The sequence below is a fragment of the Promicromonospora alba genome, assembly GCF_042654905.1.
GTDB classification, from domain to species: Bacteria; Actinomycetota; Actinomycetes; order Actinomycetales; family Cellulomonadaceae; genus Promicromonospora; species Promicromonospora alba.
This window is the reverse complement of sequence record NZ_JBHSFI010000005.1, coordinates 261,113-280,208: the sequence shown is the minus strand read 5'-3', so window position 1 is coordinate 280,208 and position 19,096 is coordinate 261,113. Positions and strand designations below refer to the sequence as shown.

The 19,096-nt window shown below is 71.7% G+C and carries 16 protein-coding genes; 15 read left to right on the top strand and 1 reads right to left on the bottom strand.

The window, feature by feature from the left end; genetic code table 11:
• The 5 genes from nusA (at position 1) to truB (ending at position 6,347) form a co-directional block, all read left to right on the top strand.
• Complete coding sequence (gene nusA, locus ACFO6V_RS16265; RefSeq protein ID WP_377136971.1) at positions 1-1,050, top strand: transcription termination factor NusA; 1,050 nt, start codon at positions 1-3, stop codon at positions 1,048-1,050.
• Positions 1,051-1,056: 6 nt separating this feature from the next.
• Positions 1,057-1,416, top strand: coding sequence for a YlxR family protein (locus ACFO6V_RS16260; RefSeq protein WP_377136969.1), 360 nt, complete (start codon positions 1,057-1,059; stop codon positions 1,414-1,416).
• A 177-nt stretch (positions 1,417-1,593) separates the two neighbouring features.
• Positions 1,594-4,632 (top strand): translation initiation factor IF-2, encoded by a 3,039-nt coding sequence (gene infB / locus ACFO6V_RS16255; RefSeq protein ID WP_377136967.1) that lies wholly within the window; start codon positions 1,594-1,596, stop codon positions 4,630-4,632.
• Between the two features lie 154 nt (positions 4,633-4,786).
• Positions 4,787-5,227, top strand: coding sequence for a 30S ribosome-binding factor RbfA (gene rbfA, locus ACFO6V_RS16250; protein ID WP_357502040.1), 441 nt, complete (start codon positions 4,787-4,789; stop codon positions 5,225-5,227).
• Between the two features lie 136 nt (positions 5,228-5,363).
• Complete coding sequence (gene truB / locus ACFO6V_RS16245; RefSeq protein ID WP_377136965.1) at positions 5,364-6,347, top strand: tRNA pseudouridine(55) synthase TruB; 984 nt, start codon at positions 5,364-5,366, stop codon at positions 6,345-6,347.
• Between the two features lie 113 nt (positions 6,348-6,460).
• Here truB and ACFO6V_RS16240 read toward each other — a convergent pair whose 3' ends face one another.
• Positions 6,461-7,639: a hypothetical protein gene (locus tag ACFO6V_RS16240; RefSeq protein WP_377136963.1), complete on the bottom strand. Its 1,179-nt coding sequence runs from the start codon at positions 7,637-7,639 to the stop codon at positions 6,461-6,463.
• Between the two features lie 119 nt (positions 7,640-7,758).
• Between ACFO6V_RS16240 and ACFO6V_RS16235 the strand changes: the two genes are divergently transcribed.
• From ACFO6V_RS16235 to ACFO6V_RS16190, 10 genes are all read left to right on the top strand, one after another.
• Positions 7,759-8,352 carry a TetR/AcrR family transcriptional regulator gene (locus ACFO6V_RS16235; protein WP_377136961.1) on the top strand — a complete coding sequence of 198 codons (594 nt, stop codon included), beginning with the start codon at positions 7,759-7,761 and terminating at the stop codon, positions 8,350-8,352.
• Between the two features lie 140 nt (positions 8,353-8,492).
• Positions 8,493-9,515 (top strand): bifunctional riboflavin kinase/FAD synthetase, encoded by a 1,023-nt coding sequence (locus tag ACFO6V_RS16230; RefSeq protein ID WP_377136959.1) that lies wholly within the window; start codon positions 8,493-8,495, stop codon positions 9,513-9,515.
• Positions 9,516-9,554: 39 nt separating this feature from the next.
• Positions 9,555-10,235: an ABC transporter ATP-binding protein gene (locus ACFO6V_RS16225; RefSeq protein WP_377136958.1), complete on the top strand. Its 681-nt coding sequence runs from the start codon at positions 9,555-9,557 to the stop codon at positions 10,233-10,235.
• Complete coding sequence (locus ACFO6V_RS16220) at positions 10,232-11,773, top strand: DUF6297 family protein (RefSeq protein ID WP_377136956.1); 1,542 nt, start codon at positions 10,232-10,234, stop codon at positions 11,771-11,773. The genes ACFO6V_RS16225 and ACFO6V_RS16220 overlap by 4 nt, the downstream gene beginning before the upstream one ends.
• A 144-nt stretch (positions 11,774-11,917) precedes the next feature.
• Positions 11,918-13,807 (top strand): peroxidase family protein, encoded by a 1,890-nt coding sequence (locus ACFO6V_RS16215; RefSeq protein ID WP_377136954.1) that lies wholly within the window; start codon positions 11,918-11,920, stop codon positions 13,805-13,807.
• A 137-nt stretch (positions 13,808-13,944) separates the two neighbouring features.
• Positions 13,945-14,556: a resistance to Congo red protein gene (locus tag ACFO6V_RS16210; RefSeq protein WP_377136952.1), complete on the top strand. Its 612-nt coding sequence runs from the start codon at positions 13,945-13,947 to the stop codon at positions 14,554-14,556.
• Entirely contained in the window at positions 14,557-14,793 is a 237-nt protein-coding gene (locus ACFO6V_RS16205; RefSeq protein WP_377136950.1) for a helix-turn-helix domain-containing protein, read from the top strand.
• Between the two features lie 158 nt (positions 14,794-14,951).
• Positions 14,952-15,221: a 30S ribosomal protein S15 gene (gene rpsO / locus ACFO6V_RS16200; protein WP_116674526.1), complete on the top strand. Its 270-nt coding sequence runs from the start codon at positions 14,952-14,954 to the stop codon at positions 15,219-15,221.
• 218 nt (positions 15,222-15,439) lie between these two features.
• Complete coding sequence (locus ACFO6V_RS16195; protein ID WP_377136948.1) at positions 15,440-17,686, top strand: polyribonucleotide nucleotidyltransferase; 2,247 nt, start codon at positions 15,440-15,442, stop codon at positions 17,684-17,686.
• 1 nt (position 17,687) lies between these two features.
• On the top strand, positions 17,688-19,016 hold the full coding sequence (locus tag ACFO6V_RS16190; RefSeq protein ID WP_377136947.1) for a M16 family metallopeptidase: 1,329 nt from the start codon (positions 17,688-17,690) through the stop codon (positions 19,014-19,016).
• The last annotated feature ends 80 nt before the right edge of the window (positions 19,017-19,096 follow it).

Genomic DNA, 19,096 nt, shown 5'->3' with positions numbered 1-19,096 from the left:
ATGGACATCGACATGACGACCCTGCGGATGCTGGAGCGCGAGAGGGACCTCAGCCTGGACATCCTCGTCGCGGCCATCGAGCAGGCGCTCCTCTCGGCCTACCACCGGACTCCTGACGCCTACAACCGGGCCCGCGTCGAGGTGGACCGCGCGTCGGGCCACGTGACCGTGTGGGCGCGCGAGGAGCTCCCCGCGCCCGAGGACCCGGAGGACCCCGAGGCTCGCCCCGTCGTCGAGTACGGGCCCGAGTTCGACGACACCCCGCAGGACTTCGGCCGTATCGCCACCGCCACGGCTCGCCAGGTGATCGTGCAGCGGCTGCGGGACGCCGAGGACGACCAGGTCCTTGGCACCTTCCGCGGCAAGGAGGGCGAGGTCCTGGCCGGCGTCATCCAGCAGGGCCGCGACCCGCGCATGGTCCTGGTGGACGTGGGCGGCACCGAGGCGATCCTCCCGCCGCACGAGCAGGTACCCACCGAGGAGTACGTGCACGGCGAGCGGCTGCGCGCCTACGTGGTCGAGGTGAGCCGCGGAATGAAGGGCCCGCAGATCACGTTGAGCCGTACGCACCCGAACCTCGTGCGGAAGCTCTTCGAGCTCGAGGTCCCCGAGATCGCCGACGGTTCGGTGGAGATCACCGCGATCGCCCGCGAGGCGGGGCACCGCACCAAGATGGCGGTCCGCACCCGGGTGGCCGGGCTCAACGCCAAGGGCGCCTGCATCGGCCCGATGGGCGCGCGCGTCCGCGCGGTGATGGCCGAGCTGCACGGTGAGAAGATCGACATCGTCGACCACAGTGACGATCCGGCGCTCTTCGTGAAGAGCGCACTGTCGCCCGCGCGTGTGTCGTCCGTCACAGTGGTGGACGCCGATGCCCGCGCCGCACGCGCCATCGTCCCCGACTACCAGCTGTCCCTCGCCATCGGTAAAGAGGGGCAGAACGCCCGGCTCGCCGCGAAGCTGACGGGCTGGCGCATCGACATCCGTTCCGACGAGGCCGCCGACGCCGACGCAGGTGGCGCGGGTGCCGACACGCAGAGGGGCCGGTAACGCCCGGTGGGTCGGCGCGGTAGACTGTCTGAGTCTGGGCCACGTGCCCGTCATTCGACCTACCACGTATCTGGTTCAGTACTGCCCGTCGAGGGTCCAGTGCGTACCTGTGTCGGATGCCGGGAGCGCGACCAGCGGTCTGCACTCCTGCGTCTGGTGCTGGACACCCCGATGCATGATGACGCCGTGGAAGCCTCACGGCGCATCGTCATCGACGTCCGTGCCTGCCTGCCGGGTCGCGGTGCCTGGGTTCACCCGGAACCGCGGTGCCTGGAGCTCGCTGAGCGTCGCAGGGCCGTACCGCGCGCACTGCGCGTCGACGGGCCCCTCGACCTCGGTGAGGTACGAGCACACCTCGACCAGTGAGTGCATCAACCGCAGGACTGTTCCGACCGGACGCAACCGTGCGTCGGGCCGAATTATGCGATTCGTCGACAAGGAAGCGGGTCAGACGCCGATGGGCACCCGATGAGCCCCCAGCGATGAGTACTCAGTACTAACGGTGGTCCTCCCTGTCTTGGGATGGACCGAGACAGGAGAGTTGTGGCTAAAGTCCGCGTCTACGAGCTCGCAAAAGAGCTCGGAGTGGAAAGCAAGACCCTGCTTGGCGAGCTGAAGTCGGCAGGCGAATACGTTCGCTCGGCGTCCTCGACGCTCGAGCCGCCCGTCGTGCGGCGCATGCGCGACAAGTTCCCCGCCGGTGGCGCAGCGGGCCCGTCCGACAAGGACGCGGCGAAGCCCGCGCCCAGCGCACCCAAGCCGGCCGCGAAGCCCGCGGCCCAGAAGCCTGCCGCGTCGACCCCGACGCCGGCGCCCGCACCGAGCAAGGCAGAGGCCGCGCCCACCCCGGCGCCCGCCCCGGCCCCCAGCCCGGCTCCGGCTCCGAGCAGCCCCGCACCGGCGGCACCCGCCCCGGCCCCGGCTCCGGCAGCTGAGAGCCAGGCGGCGCCCGCGGCGTCCGCCACGTCAGCAGCAGGCCCCAAGCCTGGTGCGCCCAAGCCCGCCGCGGCCCCCAAGCCCGGTGCGCCGAAGCCTGCCGCCGCTGCGCCCTCCGGCGCGCGTCCGGCACGGGACGGCAACCGTGGTGGCCGTCCCGGTGGCGACCGTCCTGGTGGCGGTAACCCGCGCCCGGGCAACAACCCGTTCGCGACCAGCCAGGGCATGCCGCGTCCCGGTGGCGGCCGTGGCCGCCCGGGTGCCGGTAGCAGCGACCGTCCGGGTGGCAGCGACCGTCCCGGTGGTAACGAACGTCCCGCAGCCGGCGGCAACCCGCGTCCGGGCAACAACCCGTTCGCACCCAGCCAGGGCATGCCGCGTCCGGGGCAGCGCCCCGAGCGCACCGAGGCTCCCAGCGGCGAGCGCTCCGGCGGTCCCCGTCCGGGTGGCCCGCGTCCTTCGGCGCCCCGTCCCGGTGGTACCGGTGGCGGCGGCCCGCGCCCGAACCCCGGCATGATGCCGGGCAAGACCAACATGCCGCGTCCGGGCGACCGCCCGGCTCCGGGTGGCGGTCGTGGCCGTCCCGGTGGCGGCGCAGGCCGTCCTGGTGCCGGTGGCGGCGCAGCGGGTGCAGGCGCTCCGGGTCGTCCCGGTGGCGGCGGCGGTGGCGGCTTCGGCGGCCCGCGTCGTGGTGCCGGTGGTCGCGGTGCGACACAGGGTGCCTTCGGGCGCGCCGGTGGCAAGCCTGTCCGCGGACGTAAGTCGCGTCGGGCGAAGCGCCAGGAGTTCGAGGCGATGCAGGCCCCGTCGCTCGGTGGCGTGCAGGTCCCTCGTGGCAACGGCACCACCGTCGTCCGGCTGCGCCACGGCGCCTCGCTGAACGACTTCGCCGACAAGATCGACGCGAACCCCGCGGCGCTCGTGACCGTGCTGTTCCACCTGGGCGAGATGGCCACGGCCACGCAGTCGCTCGACGAGGACACGTTCGGCACGCTGGCCACGGAGCTCGGCTACCAGATCGAGATGGTCTCGGCCGAGGAGGAGGACCGCGAGCTGCTCGGGGCCTTCGACATCGACCTGCAGGCCGAGGAGGACGACGAGTCCGACGAAGACCTGGAGATCCGTCCGCCGGTCGTGACCGTCATGGGTCACGTCGACCACGGTAAGACCAAGCTCCTCGACGCGATCCGTAACGCGGACGTCGTGGCGGGCGAGCACGGCGGGATCACGCAGCACATCGGTGCGTACCAGATCACGCACGAGCACGACGGCACCGAGCGTGCCATCACGTTCATCGACACCCCGGGTCACGAGGCGTTCACCGCCATGCGTGCACGTGGTGCGCAGGTCACCGACATCGCGATCCTCGTGGTCGCGGCCGACGACGGCGTGATGCCGCAGACGGTCGAGGCCCTGAACCACGCGCAGGCAGCAGGCGTGCCGATCGTGGTCGCGGTGAACAAGATCGACGTCGAGGGTGCCAACCCCTCGAAGGTCCGTCAGCAGCTCACCGAGTACAACCTGGTGGCCGAGGAGTACGGCGGCGACACGATGTTCGTCGACGTCGCGGCGAAGCCAGGCATCGGTATCGACAGCCTGATCGACGCCGTCCTGCTCACTGCGGACGCGTCGCTCGACCTGCGGGCGAACCCGACCAAGGACGCACGCGGTGTGGCCATCGAGGCGAACCTCGACAAGGGTCGCGGTCCGGTGGCGACGGTGCTGGTCCAGGCCGGCACGCTGCACGTCGGTGACGCGATCGTCGCGGGCACGGCCTACGGCCGCGTCCGTGCGATGTTCGACGAGCACGGCAACGCGGTCGAGGCGGCCACCCCGGCCCGCCCGGTCCAGGTGCTGGGTCTGACCAGCGTCCCGGGCGCCGGCGACACGTTCCTCGTGGCGCCCGACGACCGGACCGCTCGCCAGATCGCCGAGAAGCGTCAGGCGGCGGAGCGTGCAGCGACGCTGGCCAAGCGCCGCAAGCGGATCAGCCTCGAGGACTTCGACGTCGAGCTCAAGAAGGGCAAGGTCGAGAGCCTCAACCTCATCCTCAAGGGCGATGTGTCCGGTGCCGTCGAGGCACTGGAGGACGCACTGCTCAAGATCGATGTGGGCGAAGAGGTCGAGCTGCGTGTCATCCACCGTGGTGTGGGTGCGATCACGCAGAACGACGTCAACCTCGCGACCGTCGACAGCGCCGTGATCATCGGCTTCAACGTGAAGTACGGCGAGCGCGTCGAGGAGCTGGCGGAGCGCGAAGGCGTCGACGTCAAGTTCTACTCGGTCATCTACCAGGCGATCGAGGACGTCGAGGCGGCCCTCAAGGGCATGCTCAAGCCGGAGTACGAGGAGGTCCAGCTCGGGACCGCGGAGATCCGCCAGGTCTTCCGTTCCTCGAAGTTCGGCAACATCGCCGGTTCGATGGTTCGTTCGGGCAGCATCCGCCGCAACTCGAAGGCGCGTGTGCTCCGCAACGGCACTGTCGTGGGCGACAACCTCACCATCGAGTCGCTGCGTCGCGAGAAGGACGACGTCACCGAGGTCCGCGAGGGCTTCGAGTGCGGTATCGGTCTCGGGTCGTTCAACGACGTCAACGAGGGCGACACCATCGAGACCTTCGAGATGCGCGAGAAGCCGCGCGTCTGACGTTCCCCGCTGAACCGGAGCCCGGTGCACGTGTCAGACCCGGACCCACGTGTCAGACGTACAGATCACTCAGGTGACCTGTACGTCTGACACGTCCGGGAGCTTCTGACAAGTGCACCGGGCTCCGGCTCGGCGACCCCGGAAAGGAAAATGGATGGTCGACTCCCCGAGATCTCGTAAGCTCGCCGACCGCATCAAGGTGATCGTCGCGCAGATGATCGATACGCGGATCAAGGATCCGCGGCTCGGTTTCATGACGGTCACGGACGTCCGGGTGACCGGTGACCTGCAGAACGCCTCGGTGTTCTACACGGTCTACGGCTCGGACGAGGAGCGGGAGGGTACGGCCGCGGCGCTGAAGAGCGCCACCGGTCTGATCCGCTCCGAGGTGGGCAAGCAGACGGGCATCCGCCTGACGCCCACGCTCGAGTTCCACCTGGACTCCGTCCCGGACACCGCCGCCAACCTCGACGCCGCCCTGATCGAGGCTCGCAAGCGCGACGCCGAGCTCGAGGCCCTGCGTGCCGGTGCCCGGTACGCGGGCGACGAGGACCCCTACAAGAAGCCTCGCGAGGCCGACGAAGAGTCCGAGTGACCTCCGTCCCGACCCTCACGGGCTGCGCCGACGCCACCTGACGTCCGGCCGGAACCAGTACGTTCCGGCCGGCGCGGGTGGCTTCGTCGTCTCCCGGCGCCGCGCGGCACCTCCGAGCCACGAGATACTGATACCCATGACTTCCCCCACCCAGCAGGCTCCGGCGCGCCGCCCGACGGCCGCCGACGGCTTCGTCGTCGTCGACAAGCCGCAGGGCTGGACCAGCCACGACGTCGTCGGGCGTATGCGGCGCCTCGCCGGGACGCGCAAGGTCGGCCACGCCGGCACGCTCGACCCCATGGCGACCGGCGTGCTCGTGCTGGGCATCGGCAAGGCGACCCGCCTGCTCACCTACGTGGTGGGCGCGGACAAGGAGTACGACGCGACGATCCGGCTGGGCGTCGCGACCACCACGGACGACGCCGAGGGTCAGGTGCTCTCCGTGGCCGAGCCCGGCGCCGTCGAGCGGGTGGAGCGGGCCGCGCTGGACGCGGCCGTCGCCGACCTCACGGGCGACATCCAGCAGGTGCCGACGTCGGTGTCCGCGATCAAGGTGGACGGCAAGCGCGCGTACGCGCTGGTCCGGGCGGGGGAGACTGTCGAGCTGCAGGCGCGGCCGGTCACCGTGTCGCGCTTCGAGATCCTGGCCGTCCGCCCGCTCACGGCGACGGTGCCGGACGCCGACCCGGACGTGCCCGTCGTCGACATCGACGTCCGCGTCACCGTCTCCTCCGGGACCTACGTGCGCGCCCTGGCTCGCGACCTGGGTGCTGCCCTCGGCACGGGCGGACACCTGACGGCGCTCCGCCGCACCCGCGTGGGCGGCTACGACCTCGCCGGCGCCCGCACGCTGGAACAGCTGGAGACGCAGGCCGACGCCGACGGCACGCTGGCGACCCTGCCGATGGCCGAGGCTGCCCGGGCCACGTTCCCGGTGCGTGAGCTGGACGAGGACGAGGTCCGGGCGCTCGGCTACGGACAGTGGGTGGCGCCGTCGGGCCGCCCGGAGGTGGTTGCGGCACTGTCGCCGTCGGGCGAGCTCGTGGCGTTGCTGGAGGACACGCGGCGACGGGGCGAGAACCTCGCCAAGCCCGTGCTGGTGCTCGCGCCGGCCGGCTGAGGCTCGGGGGAGGGCCTACGCCTGCGGAGTGTGTTGCGCTGCGTAGACAATGTCTACGCAGCGCAACACACTCCGCAGGGGTGGTGTCACCCCCAGGGCGAGCTGAGCCCGGCTCAGGCGGGTCCGGTCAGCACCGCTGCGCGCCTGGCGCTGCCGGTCGCACGGGCGTGACCGGCGACAGACAACAGCACCCCGGCACCGGCCCAGAGGGCGAGCGCCAGCCAGGCCGCCGACGCGTCGGCGTCGGGGAAGTACGAGACGTCGCGCAGCAGGGTCGCGCTCGCGCCCGGCGGCAGCCACTGGCCGATCGCGCCCCAGTGCCACGGCAGGAACTCGGCAGGCATCGCCGCGCCCGAGATCGGGTTGCCGACCAGCATCATGAGGACCGGCCCCAGTGCGATACCGGCGCGGCCGAACACCGCAACGAACCCGGTGATGGGCGCCGCGATCGCGGCGATCGACAGGGCCAGGACGCCGCCGTCGAGCAGCCAGTCGCCCTGGACGGTGCCGAACCAGAAGTGGAGGATCCCCACGAGGATCCCGGCGCCGACCACCGAGTAGACGGTGACGGCGAGCACACGCCGCAGGGCGCCGGTGACGGCGATCGAGATGCCGATGCCGCCGATCATGCCGCCGAGCAGGATCGGGAAGAGCGCTGCGGTGAAGCCGGATCCGCGCGGGTCGTCGGCGGAGAGCGGGACCACGTCGGTGACGGTCACCTTCGGGACCTCCGGCAGCTCGGGCGCCTCGGCCTCGCCCGACGGCGGCGCCGAGGGCTGCTCGCCCTGCGCCGCGGCCTCGAGCGCCTGCCGGACCGCGGTCTCGACGGCCTCGGCGGCCTGTGCCTGCGCCGTCGCCAGCGCTTCGGCGGTCGCGGCGTCGGCCTGTTGCTGGATGCCCTGCTGCATCTGGGTGGCGAGCTGTGTCATGAGCTGGTGCGTGACGCCGCTCGCGGCGGACGCCGTGAGCACCTCCGGCGCCTCGCCCGTCGCCGGGTCGCCGAGCACGACGCCGCCGTAGACCTCGCGGGTCTCGATCGCCTCGATGACGTCCGCCCGGTCGTCGTCCTCGATCAGCTCGACGGCGCCGGGCTGCGCCTCGTCGAGCTGGTCGCGCAGGGCGGCTACGGCGTCGTCGGACCCGACGACGGCGACCGGCAGGTCGCGCGGCTCGGCAGTGACTGAGGGCCACGAGAACGCGAGCACGAACACGGTGAGCACGAGGGTGAGGGCCAGGGCGACACCGATGACACGGCCCGCCGGGGTGTGGGGCGCTGGTGCGTCGTGGGACATGGGAAGCTCCGTCTCAATAAAAAACGAACGTTCGTTCTTTATGGCAACCATCCTCCCGCGACCGTATGCTTGTCAATCGTCCGGGGGCCGGTCCGGGCGGGACGAGGGGGAGGTGGGCGGTGCCGAAGATCAGCGACGCTCGTCGTGATGCCCGCCGCAACGAGATAGTCGCCGCCGCCCAGCGCGCGTTCACGGCCAAGGGCTATCAACACACCTCGATGGCGGACGTCATCGCCGAGGCAGGGCTGTCGACCGGCGCCGTCTACGGGCACTTCGAGGGCAAGCGCGAGCTGTTCGCCGCGGTGGCGCGGTACGTGCTGGGCCGCCGGAACGCGGACCTGGTCGAGGCCGCGGCGGACGGCGACCCGCCGGCCCCGCCCGAGGTGCTGGAGATCGTGATCAAGGGCGTGCTGTCCGAGGACTTCGACCCGCGGCTCCTGGTCCAGCTCTGGGGCGAGGCGACGGTGGACCCGGAGATGCGTGAGGTCTTCAACTCCGGGGTCGGCGTGCTCAGGGCTGCCTTCGCCGCCGCGCTGGGGCGCTGGTTCGAGGCGCACCCCGAGCATGCCCCGGACGGCGTCGACGTGGCCGTGGCGGGTCTGCTGCCCGTGTTCATGGGCATGGGGCAGGGCTTCATCCTGCAGTCGGTCATGTTCGACGACTTCGATGCCGAGGCCTATCTGGACGGGGCGCGCCGGATCCTGCCCCACTGACCGCGTGCCGACGGCACGCCGCCGATGCGCGCCGACCACGGGGCATCCCTCGGCTCCGGCTAGGCTTTCAACGATCGGTGCGGGCAGTCGCGTGTGCGACAGCCGCACCCGCGCCACCCGATTCATGAGGAGCAACCCGCGTGCAGCTGTGGACGGACCTGGAACAGGTTCCCCCGGGATTCGGGCCATCTGTGGTGACGATCGGCAACTTCGACGGCGTCCACCGCGGCCACCAGGCGGTGCTCGACCGCATCCTCCGGCTCGCCCGGAGCGACGGGGCCAGCGCCGTCGCCGTGACGTTCGAGCCGCACCCCTCGGCCGTGCACCGGCCCGAGTCGGCTCCGGAGCTGATCACCGGCCTGCAGGACCGCCTGGCGCTCATGGAGCGCACGGGCCTGGACGCGACGCTGCTCGTGAACTACACGCTCGACTTCGCCGCCCAGACACCCGAGGAGTTCGTCTCCCGGTACCTGGTGGGCGGCCTGGGCGCGCGCACGATTGTGGTGGGCCACGACGTGCGTTTCGGCAAGCAGAACGCCGGCACGCTCGCGACGATGGTCGAGCTCGGCGGGCAGCACGGCTTCGAGGTCGTCGCGATCGACGACGTCGGAGACTTCCTGCCGCCCGAGGGCGACGGGCACCAGCGCTGGTCGTCGACGGCGGTGCGCGCGCTGCTCGCGGAGGGCGATGTCGACCAGGCCGCCGACGTGCTCGGCCGGCCGCACCTCGTGCGCGGCACGGTGGTGCACGGCGACGCGCGCGGCCGCGAGATGGGCTTCCCGACCGCCAACCTCGGCGACATCACCGGGCTGGTCCCCGCCGACGGCGTCTACGCGGGGTGGCTGCGCCGCGGCACGGCCGCGACGTGCGCGAGCCTCGCCGGACCGGAGGGCGACCGGGCCGCCGTGTCCGGCACGGGGATGGGGCAGGAGGAGATCCTCCCGGCAGCGATCTCCGTCGGCACCAACCCCACGTTCGACGGCGTGGAGCGCCGGGTGGAGGCGTACGTGCTCGACCGCACCGACCTCGACCTGTACGACCAGACGGTGGCGCTCGAGTTCGTGGCCCACCTGCGGCCCACGCTGCGCTTCGACGGCATGGAGCCCCTCATCACCCAGATGAACGACGACGTGGCGCGCGCCCGGAAGATCCTGCGCGCGTAGGCCGGGAGATCTTGCGGGCCTTCGTGCGTTGAGGTGGGCATGACGCTCCTCGAACTGTCCGACCTGGTCGTCGGGTACGGCGGCAACGCCGTCTGCCCGCCGGTCTCGCTCACGCTGGCCCCCGGCGACGTCGTCGCCGTGATCGGGACCAACGGAACCGGCAAGTCCACGCTGCTGCGCACGGTGCTCGGACTCCAGGAGCCGCTCGAGGGCACGGTCAGCGCGTTCGGACGGGTGGTGGACGAGCGCGAGCGAGGGTTCCGCACCCGCGTCGCGGGTGTGCTGGACGACGACGCGTTCTTCCCCGGCGTGACCGTCCGCGAGCACCTGGTGCTCACCGCGCGCGGCCACGGCGTGCCCGACGCCGGTGCGGTCACCGACCAGGTGCTCGACCACGTGGGCATCAGCGGGCACGGCGGCGCGATGCCGCACACGCTCTCGTCCGGGCAGCGCCGCCGGTTCCTGCTGGCGAGCGCCCTGGTCCGGCCGCGCGACCTGCTCGTGCTCGACGAACCGGAGCAGCGCCTCGACACCGCCATGCGCGCCCGGCTCGGCGACCTGCTGCGCGCCGAGGCCGACGCCGGCACGGCGGTCCTGTTCGCGACCCACGACGACCGCCTGCTCGCCGCGACCGGCGCGAGCGCCCTGTACCTGTCCGACGACGGCGCCGTGCTGCTGCCGTCCGCCGACGCGCCGGGCGTGCTGGCGGGCTTCCGATGACCCGCGAGCCGGACGCCGCCGTCCCGTCCCCGCTGCCCCGGCCGGCCGGGGACGAGGCGGAGCAGCTCACCGGCGCCGAGCTGCGCCGGCTGACCGCGCGGGTGCGGGCGCACAACCTGCCTGCCGAGGCGGGCCGGGTGGCGATGGACGTCGCCGAGGTGGTGATCTCCCTCGCGATCGTCACGCTGTACGCGTGGGGGTTCGGGGCGCCCGTGCGCGAGCTGCTCGAGTCCGACGCGACCCGGTTCGGGCTCGGACCAGGACTGATCCAGGCGATGGTGCTCGCGCTGGCGGTCGTGGCGGGTGCGGTGGTGGCGCTGCGCGTGGGTCCCGCGGGCCTGCCCGCCGCCGGGGTGCGCTGGTGGGTGCCGACCCCTGCCGACCGCACGGGCCTGGCCTCGCCGTCGGTGGTCCGCACGGTGCTCGCGGGAATCGGCGCCGGGCTGCTCGCGGGCGGCGTACCAGCGGCCTTCGTGGGCGTGGGTCTCACCGGGATCCTCGCCGACGCCGCCTTCGGCGGCGCGCTCGGCCTCGTCGTGGTGGCCGGCACGGGCGTGCTCCAGGTGACCGGGGCGGCGTCGGGCGACCGGGCGGGGAGGGTGCTCGTCCCGCTGCTCGCCGCCGTGCCGGTCGCCGGGCTCGGCCTGGCGCTCTGGGCCCCGGGGTGGGCGGCCTGGTCCGTGCCGTTGCCCGCGCTCGCGGCGGTGGTCGTCGCGGGCGGTGCGGCGCTCGCGGTCTGGGCCTCCCGCCTGGATCTGCTCCGGGCCGGCGAGCTGCGCGCCCGCGCGTCGGCCGCGATGCAGGCCTCGGCGGCCCTGCTCTCGCTCGACAGCGGCGGCATGAGCCGCGCGCTCCTCAGCGGCGGCCCGACGGCGTCGCGCGTGCTGCCCTGGCTGCCCGGCACGGCCCGTAACCCGGCCGGCGCGCTGCTCGCCGCCGACGCCACCCTCCTGGTCCGGTCGCCCGCCGCGCTGGCCGGGCTGGTCGCACTCGCCGCCACCGGAGCCGTCGCCGTCCAGGTGCCCGTGCTGGCGGACGGGATAGGGCTCTGGGCGGTCCTCGCGTGCGTCGGGTACGCGGGGGCGCTCGCGGGCGCCGTCGGGCCGCGGGCGGCGGGAGAGAACCCCCGGCTGGACTCGCTGGTACCGCTGGGTGCCCGCGCGACGCGCGCGGTACGCGCCGTCTGGCCGGTGCTGACGGCGGCGGTGGTGCTGCTGGCGGTCGCCGCGACGGTCGGGGGCGGGCAGTGGCTGGCGATGGCGGTGCCCGTCGCCGTGGTGCTCGGGGCCGCCGCCGTACGGACCGCCTACCGCGGGCCGGTGCCCTGGGACGTGCCGATGATCGCGACGCCCGCCGGCGGCGTGCCGACCGGGCTGGTGCTGCACCAGCTCAAAGGGCTGGACCTGGCGGTGCTGGGCACGCTCCCGCTCGCGTGGGTGGCCGTCTCCGGAGTCGTGGCGCCGTCGTCGGTCGCCGTGCAGGTGCTGTTCGCGGCCGGCGCGGTGCTGTGGGCGGCACACGTCAAGCGCACCCCCTGACGTGTCAGACCGTCAGGTCACCGGGGTGACCTGACGGTCTGACAGGTCACCCCGCCTGATTCGGGTCTGGCCGAATCGGTCACGGGCCGGGGTGCGGTGCTCTCTGAGTTGGTGAAGGCCTTCACCCCCAGAGAAGGAGAGACCATGGTCCAGACCACTGAGGCGCTGCCTCAGGGCGAGCCGAACCACGCCCCCCACGAGGCGGTCGACCTGGCGCAGACGCCGGCCGGCCGCACGGTGCGGCGGATCGGGCACGGTGGCGTGTTCGTGCCCGCCGATCCGGACGACGCGGCCGCGCCGCACGAGAGCACGGCGACCCTCATGCCACGCACCGAGGCGGCCGTGCGGCGTGACCTGCGCGAGAACCGCTTCGACGCGACGACGTCGTTCGACTACCTGCTGAGCGGCCTGGCGGCGAGCTACCCCGAGGGGCACCTGCCCGTGGGTGGCGGTCGCCTGAACGAGACCCGGGACGCGCTGATGCGGCTCGGCGCCGCCATGATCGAGCCCGCCGCCGCGCCCGGGCCGCTCGACGCGACGGTCCCCGCCGTCTACACGTACTGGGGCCAGTTCATCGACCACGACATCACCCTGAACACGAACGGGCCCGACGACGGCTCCGGCCCGGGCGGCGACAAGGCGCTCGGCGACGTCGTCAGCGACCCGTTCCGCGTGTTCCGGCCGAAGACCGTCGTGCGCAGCCTCCACAACGGGCGTGTCCCGCTGCTCGACCTCGACAGCCTGTACGGCTCCGGCCCGCGCTTCGCGGGTGAGAAGGACCGCGGCACCACCCGCAGCGAGGCGGCGTACGTGCCGGACTCGGCCAAGCTGCGGCTCGGCAGGGTCGACACCGAACCGCTCGGCCCGTTCTCGCTCGTGGCGCCCGGTGACGACCCGCAGCGCGACCTGCCGCGCAGCACCGAGCCGGGCAGCGAGCGCATGCCGCTGATCCCGGACAGCCGCAACGACGAGAACCTGATCGTCGCGCAGTTCCACGTCGCGATGATCCGGTTCCACAACGCCACCGTCGACTGGGTGGCGCGGCACGAGCCGTGGTCGGCGACCACGCAGCGCGAGCTGTTCGACCGCGCGCAGCAGCTCGTCCGGTTCCACTACCAGTGGCTGGTCGTGCACGACTACCTGCGCACGCTCACCAAGCCGGGCGTGCTGGACACCGTGCTCGCGACGGGACCGAAGCTGTTCCGGCCGGCGCGTCGCGTGGCGATGCCGCTGGAGTTCGCGGTGGCGGCGTTCCGGTTCGGGCACTCGATGGTGCGCGGCACCTACGACTACAACGTCAACTTCACGCGCAACGGCCCCGGCGGGACGGCGACACTGGACCAGCTCTTCCAGTTCACGGGCAACGGCGGTCTCTCGCCGAGCCCCGCGAACCCGCTGCCCGCGCTCCCGTCGAACTGGCCCATCGAGTGGGCGCGATTCACCGACAAGGGCGACGCGGCCGCCTTCCGCAAGGCCCGCAAGATCGACCCGTTCCTGGCCGACGGCCTGGGTGACCTGCTGAACGAGGGCAACGGTGCCGCCGGCTCGGTGCGGGCGTTGCTGAAGCACCTCGCACAGCGCAACCTGCTGCGCGGGTACATGCTGGCGATCCCGACGGGCGAGGCGGTGGCCAAGGCGCTCGGGGCCCGGCCGCTGACGCCGGCGCAGCTCCGGCAGAACGCGTCGCCCGAGCTGGTGGCCGCGCTCGACGACCTGGACGGCACGCCGCTCTGGTACTACGTCCTCAAGGAGGCCGAGATCCAGGGCAACGGCAACTTCCTGGGTGAGGTCGGCAGCCGCGTCCTCGTGGAGACGTTCCTCTACCTGCTGCGGCTGGACGACGAGTCGTTCATGCGCCGGCCCGCCCGCGACTGGACGCCGGCGAACGGCGTCCGGTTCGACGACCGGCGCCTCATCACGACGCTCCCGGACCTGCTGGCGTTCGCGGGCGTGCTCCCGATCGGGCAGGACCAGGCGGGCCGTCCGGTCTTCCGCAAGGTCAAGGGCAGGTACGCGGGGCACGACGGGGCGTGAGCGCCCGGCGTCGCGGTGCGCGAACGTGCACCGCGACGCCGTCGGCCGGTCACCGTTGACGCCCGGACCATATCGTGATTCGATACTATCGATAAACGATAAGTCGATGACCGAGAGGGAACCTCATGATCGAACGGATGCTAGGCGTCAGCAGAGCTGACGTATGGACGATGGTGGTCGTGGGCGTCGCCGTCGGCGCGCTGGCGGTCACCGGTGTGGTCGCCGGCGTGCTGCGCGCCGTGCGACGCGAGCCGTTGGAGGTGGCGGTCGGGTCGGCCTCCGGCGCCCCGCTGGGCGAGCTCGGCGCCCTCGTCGGGGACGGCGCCCTCGGCGGTGGGGTGATCAACGGAGTCACCGTGCTGGTGGACGACGCCCCTGGTTGGGTGTACGCCGTCGAGGTGGCGTTGGCCGTCCTTGTCGCCCTCATCATGCTGGTGATCGCCGCCTGCCTCGTGCTGCTCACCCGGCGGCTCGCACAGGGGCAGGCGTTCAGCCGTGGCAACACCTGGCTGCTCGGCTCGATCCTGATCGCGGTGATCCTCTGGTGGGGGACGAGTGTGGCAGGGGCGACGGTCAGGTTCGTCGGTACGTTCGAGTCGGCCGCGATCGGTGACTGGCGGGCCGCCGGCCTGTCCCCGGTCATGGACTTCCCGTTCGCGTCGGTCCTGGTCGCGATCGGGCTGCTGCCGCTGGTGGCGGCCTTCCGTCTCGGGGAGCGTCTGCAGGCCGACTCCGACGGTCTCGTCTGAATGCCCCCCGAGGACGAGTCCGCACGGGTGCACTGCCGGCTCGACGACCTGCTCGCCGAACGCGGCATGACCCTGACCAGGCTGGCCGAGCTGGTCGGCGTCACCGTGGTGAACCTGTCGGTGCTGAAGAACGACCGGGCCAAGGCGATCCGGTTCTCCACCCTGACGGCGATCTGCGACGTGCTGGGCTGCGAGGTCGGAGACCTGCTGGTCGTGACTCCCGCCGTCGATCCGTGACGGCTCGCGGAGCCGACGTCACATATCGGAGCACCCTCCGCCGTCGGGCAGGGAGGCGTGGCACTGGTAATGTGGTACTGCCGTCTGAACGGCCGCGGATCGAGAGCGCCCCGGTGAACTAGTCCCGGAGCACCGCGCAACGACACTGAAGGAGAGCCATGCCGCTCGACACTGCCACGAAGCAGCAGATCATTTCCGAGTTCGGAACCAAGCCGGGCGACTCGGGCTCGCCGGAGGTGCAGATCGCGCTCCTCACGCAGCGCATCAAGGACCTCACCGAGCACCTCAAGGAGCACAAGCACGACCACCACAGCCGTCGTGGTCTGCTGCTCCTCGTGGGCCAGCGCCGTCGTCTCCAGGGTTACCTCAAGGGGATCGACATCGAGCGCTACCGCGCCCTGGTCGACAAGCTCGGCCTGCGCCGCTGATATGACGCCTACCAGCCCGGCCCCCGCTGCGGGGGCCGGGCTGGTCTGGTGAGATGCTGTAGTACGACAACAACGCGCCGCCCGTGACCTCGTCCGGTCCTCGGTAGTGGCTTCCCGAACACCTCGCCCATGGCGAGCGGCGGTTCGGTAGGCCTCGATCGATGACCGTCGGGCACGGGGGCGTTCCAAGAGAACACCCCAACAGAAGGAGGGCACCCGTGGAGGGTCCCGAGATCCAGTTCGCCGAGGCAGTCATCGACAACGGTCGCTTCGGCACCCGTACCGTCCGGTTCGAGACCGGACGCCTCGCCAAGCAGGCCGGCGGTGCTGTCGCTGCCTACCTCGACGGCGAGACCATGCTGCTGTCGACCACGACGGCCGGCAAGCACCCCAAGGACCAGTTCGACTTCTTCCCGCTGACGGTGGACGTCGAGGAGCGGATGTACGCCGCAGGGCGCATCCCCGGCTCGTTCTTCCGTCGTGAGGGTCGCCCGTCGACCGACGCGATCCTGACCTGCCGCCTGACCGACCGCCCGCTGCGCCCCCTGTTCGTCAAGGGTCTGCGCAACGAGGTCCAGATCGTCCTCACGGTCATGGCGCTGCACCCCGACGACGCGTACGACACGCTCGCGATCAACGCCGCGTCGGCGTCGACCCAGATCTCCGGCCTGCCGTTCGACGGCCCGGTCGGCGCGGTGCGCATCGCGCTGGTCGACGGCCAGTGGGTCGCGTTCCCCAAGTACTCCGACAAGGAGCGCGCGGTCTTCGACATGGTCGTGGCCGGCCGTGTCGTCGGTGACGACGTCGCGATCGCCATGATCGAGGCCGAGGCCACCGACAACGCGTGGAACCTCATCAAGAACGAGGGCGTCGCGGCGCCGAACGAGACCGTCGTGGCCGAGGGCATCGAGGCGGCCAAGCCGTTCATCAAGGCCCTGTGCGACGCGCAGGTCCAGCTCGCCGCGCAGTCCGCCAAGGAGACGCAGGAGTTCAAGCTCTTCCCGGACTACCAGGACGACGCCTTCGCGGCTGTCGAGGCCGCGGTCTCCGAGACGACGCGCGAGGCGCTGACCATCGCGGACAAGCAGGATCGCGAGAACAAGCTCGACGAGATCAAGGCCGGGCTGCAGGAGCAGCTGGCCGGGCAGTTCGAGGGCCGCGAGAAGGAGCTGTCGGCTGCCTTCCGCTCGCTGCAGAAGAAGCTCGTCCGCCAGCGTGTGCTGACCGAGGGCGTCCGCATCGACGGCCGTGGCCTCGCGGACATCCGCACCCTCTCGGCCGAGGTCGAGGTGCTGCCCCGCGTGCACGGCTCGGCGATCTTCGAGCGCGGCGAGACCCAGATCCTGGGTGTCACCACGCTGAACATGCTCCGCATGGAGCAGCAGATCGACTCGCTCGGTCCGGAGACGCGCAAGCGCTACATGCACAACTACAACTTCCCGCCGTACTCGACCGGTGAGACGGGCCGCGTGGGCAGCCCGAAGCGCCGCGAGATCGGCCACGGTGCGCTCGCCGAGCGTGCCCTGGTGCCGGTCCTGCCGAGCCGCGAGGAGTTCCCGTACGCGATCCGCCAGGTGTCCGAGGCTCTCGGCTCCAACGGTTCGACCTCCATGGGCTCCGTGTGCGCCAGCACGCTGTCGCTGCTCAACGCCGGTGTGCCGCTGCGCGCAGCGGTCGCCGGTATCGCGATGGGCCTCGTGTCCGACACCGTGGACGGCGAGACCCGCTACGCCGCGATGACGGACATCCTGGGCGCCGAGGACGCGTTCGGCGACATGGACTTCAAGGTCGCCGGTACCAAGGAGTTCGTCACGGCCATCCAGCTCGACACGAAGCTCGACGGCATCCCCGCCTCCGTGCTGAGCGCCGCGCTCGGTCAGGCCCGCGACGCGCGCCTGACCATCCTCGAGGTGCTCGACGAGGCGATCGACACGCCCGACGAGATGTCCCCGAACGCCCCGCGCGTCATCTCCGTGAAGGTCCCGGTCGACAAGATCGGCGAGGTCATCGGGCCGAAGGGCAAGATGATCAACCAGATCCAGGAGGAGACGGGCGCGGACATCTCCATCGAGGACGACGGCACCGTGTACATCGGTGCTGTCGACGGCCCTTCGGCCGAGGCCGCCCGCGCGGCGATCAACGCGATCGCCAACCCGCACGTCCCCGAGGTGGGCGAGCGGTTCGTCGGAACCGTCGTCAAGACGACGTCGTTCGGCGCCTTCATCTCGCTCTCCCCGGGCAAGGACGGTCTGCTGCACATCAGCCAGATCCGCAAGCTCGTGGGTGGCAAGCGCGTCGAGAACGTCGACGACGTGCTGTCCATCGGCCAGAAGGTCCAGGTCGAGATCGGTGAGATCGACCCGCGTGGCAAGCTCTCGCTGGTCGCCGTGACCGACGAGGACGAGTCGGCTCCGGCCGACGCCGTCGAGCCGGCCACCGAGGCCACCGCATCCGCGGACGCCTGACATGGCGTGGCACCTGCCGCTCGTCCCCACGGGCGAGCCCGGTGCCGAGCTGACCGCCGGGCAGGACGGGGCGACCATTCGTCGCTCCGTCCTGCCCGGCGGTGTCCGTGTACTCACCGAGCACATGCCGGGCCAGCGCTCGGCGACGGTGGGTGCGTGGATCGGCGTCGGCTCGCGAGACGAGACCGACGGCCACTTCGGCTCGACGCACTTCCTGGAGCACCTGCTCTTCAAGGGGACCGCACGGCGGTCCGCGATGGACATCGCCGAGGCGTTCGACGCCGTCGGCGGTGAGGCGAACGCGGCCACCGGCAAGGAGCACACCTGCTACTACGCGCGGGTGCTCGACTCCGACCTGCCGATGGCGGTCGACGTCATCTCCGACATGGTCACGTCCGCGCGCCTGGATGCCGAAGAGCTCGAGACCGAGCGCGGCGTCATCCTGGAAGAGCTCGCGATGAACGACGACGACCCCACCGACGTCGTGCACGAGCAGTTCTCCGCAGTAGTCCTGGGCGACCACGCGCTGGGCCGCCCCATCGGCGGCACGCCCGAGACGATCAACGCCGTCCCGCGCGCCGCGGTCTGGGACCACTACCGCTGGAACTACCGGCCGGAGACCCTCGTGGTCACGGCAGCGGGCGGCATCGACCACGACAAGCTCGTGCAGCAGGTGACGCAGGCGCTGACCGACGGCGGGTGGGACCTCGACGCCGCCGTCGCGCCGCGCGACCGCCGGGCCACGACCGAGGACCACGCGGGCGTGCCGGAGGCGGGCGCTGAGCTGACCGTGAAGCGCCAGGTCGAGCAGGCGAACATCATCGTGGGCTCCACCGGTATCTCGGCGACGGACGACCGGCGCTTCGCGCTGTCCGTGCTGAACGCCGTGCTGGGCGGCGGCATGTCGTCCAGGCTGTTCCAGGAGATCCGCGAGAAGCGGGGCCTGGCGTACTCGACGTACTCGTTCGCCTCCGCGCACGGCGGGCTCGGCACGTTCGGCCTGTACGCGGGCTGCGCTGCCGCCAAGGCCGACCAGGTCACGGAGCTGCTCGTCGAGGAGCTGGAGAAGCTCGCGAACGACGGGATCACCGAGTCCGAGCTGAAGCGGTCGATCGGGCAGCTGTCCGGCGGTACCGTGCTCGGGCTGGAGGACTCCGGGTCGCGCATGAGCCGTCTCGGCAAGGCCGAGCTCGTGTACGGCGACCTGCTGTCGCTGGAGGAGTCGCTCGAGCGCATCCAGGCGGTCACGGCGACGGAGGTCCAGGCCCTGGCCGAAGACCTGGCCGCCCGCCCGAGATCGATCGTCCGCGTAGGCCCGTTCGACAACTGAACGATGACGTGTGCTGGTCTGCCGAAGTAGAGCGCCTGTCCGAGTCTCCCGGGTGACAGCCGGGAGAACTCGGACAGGCG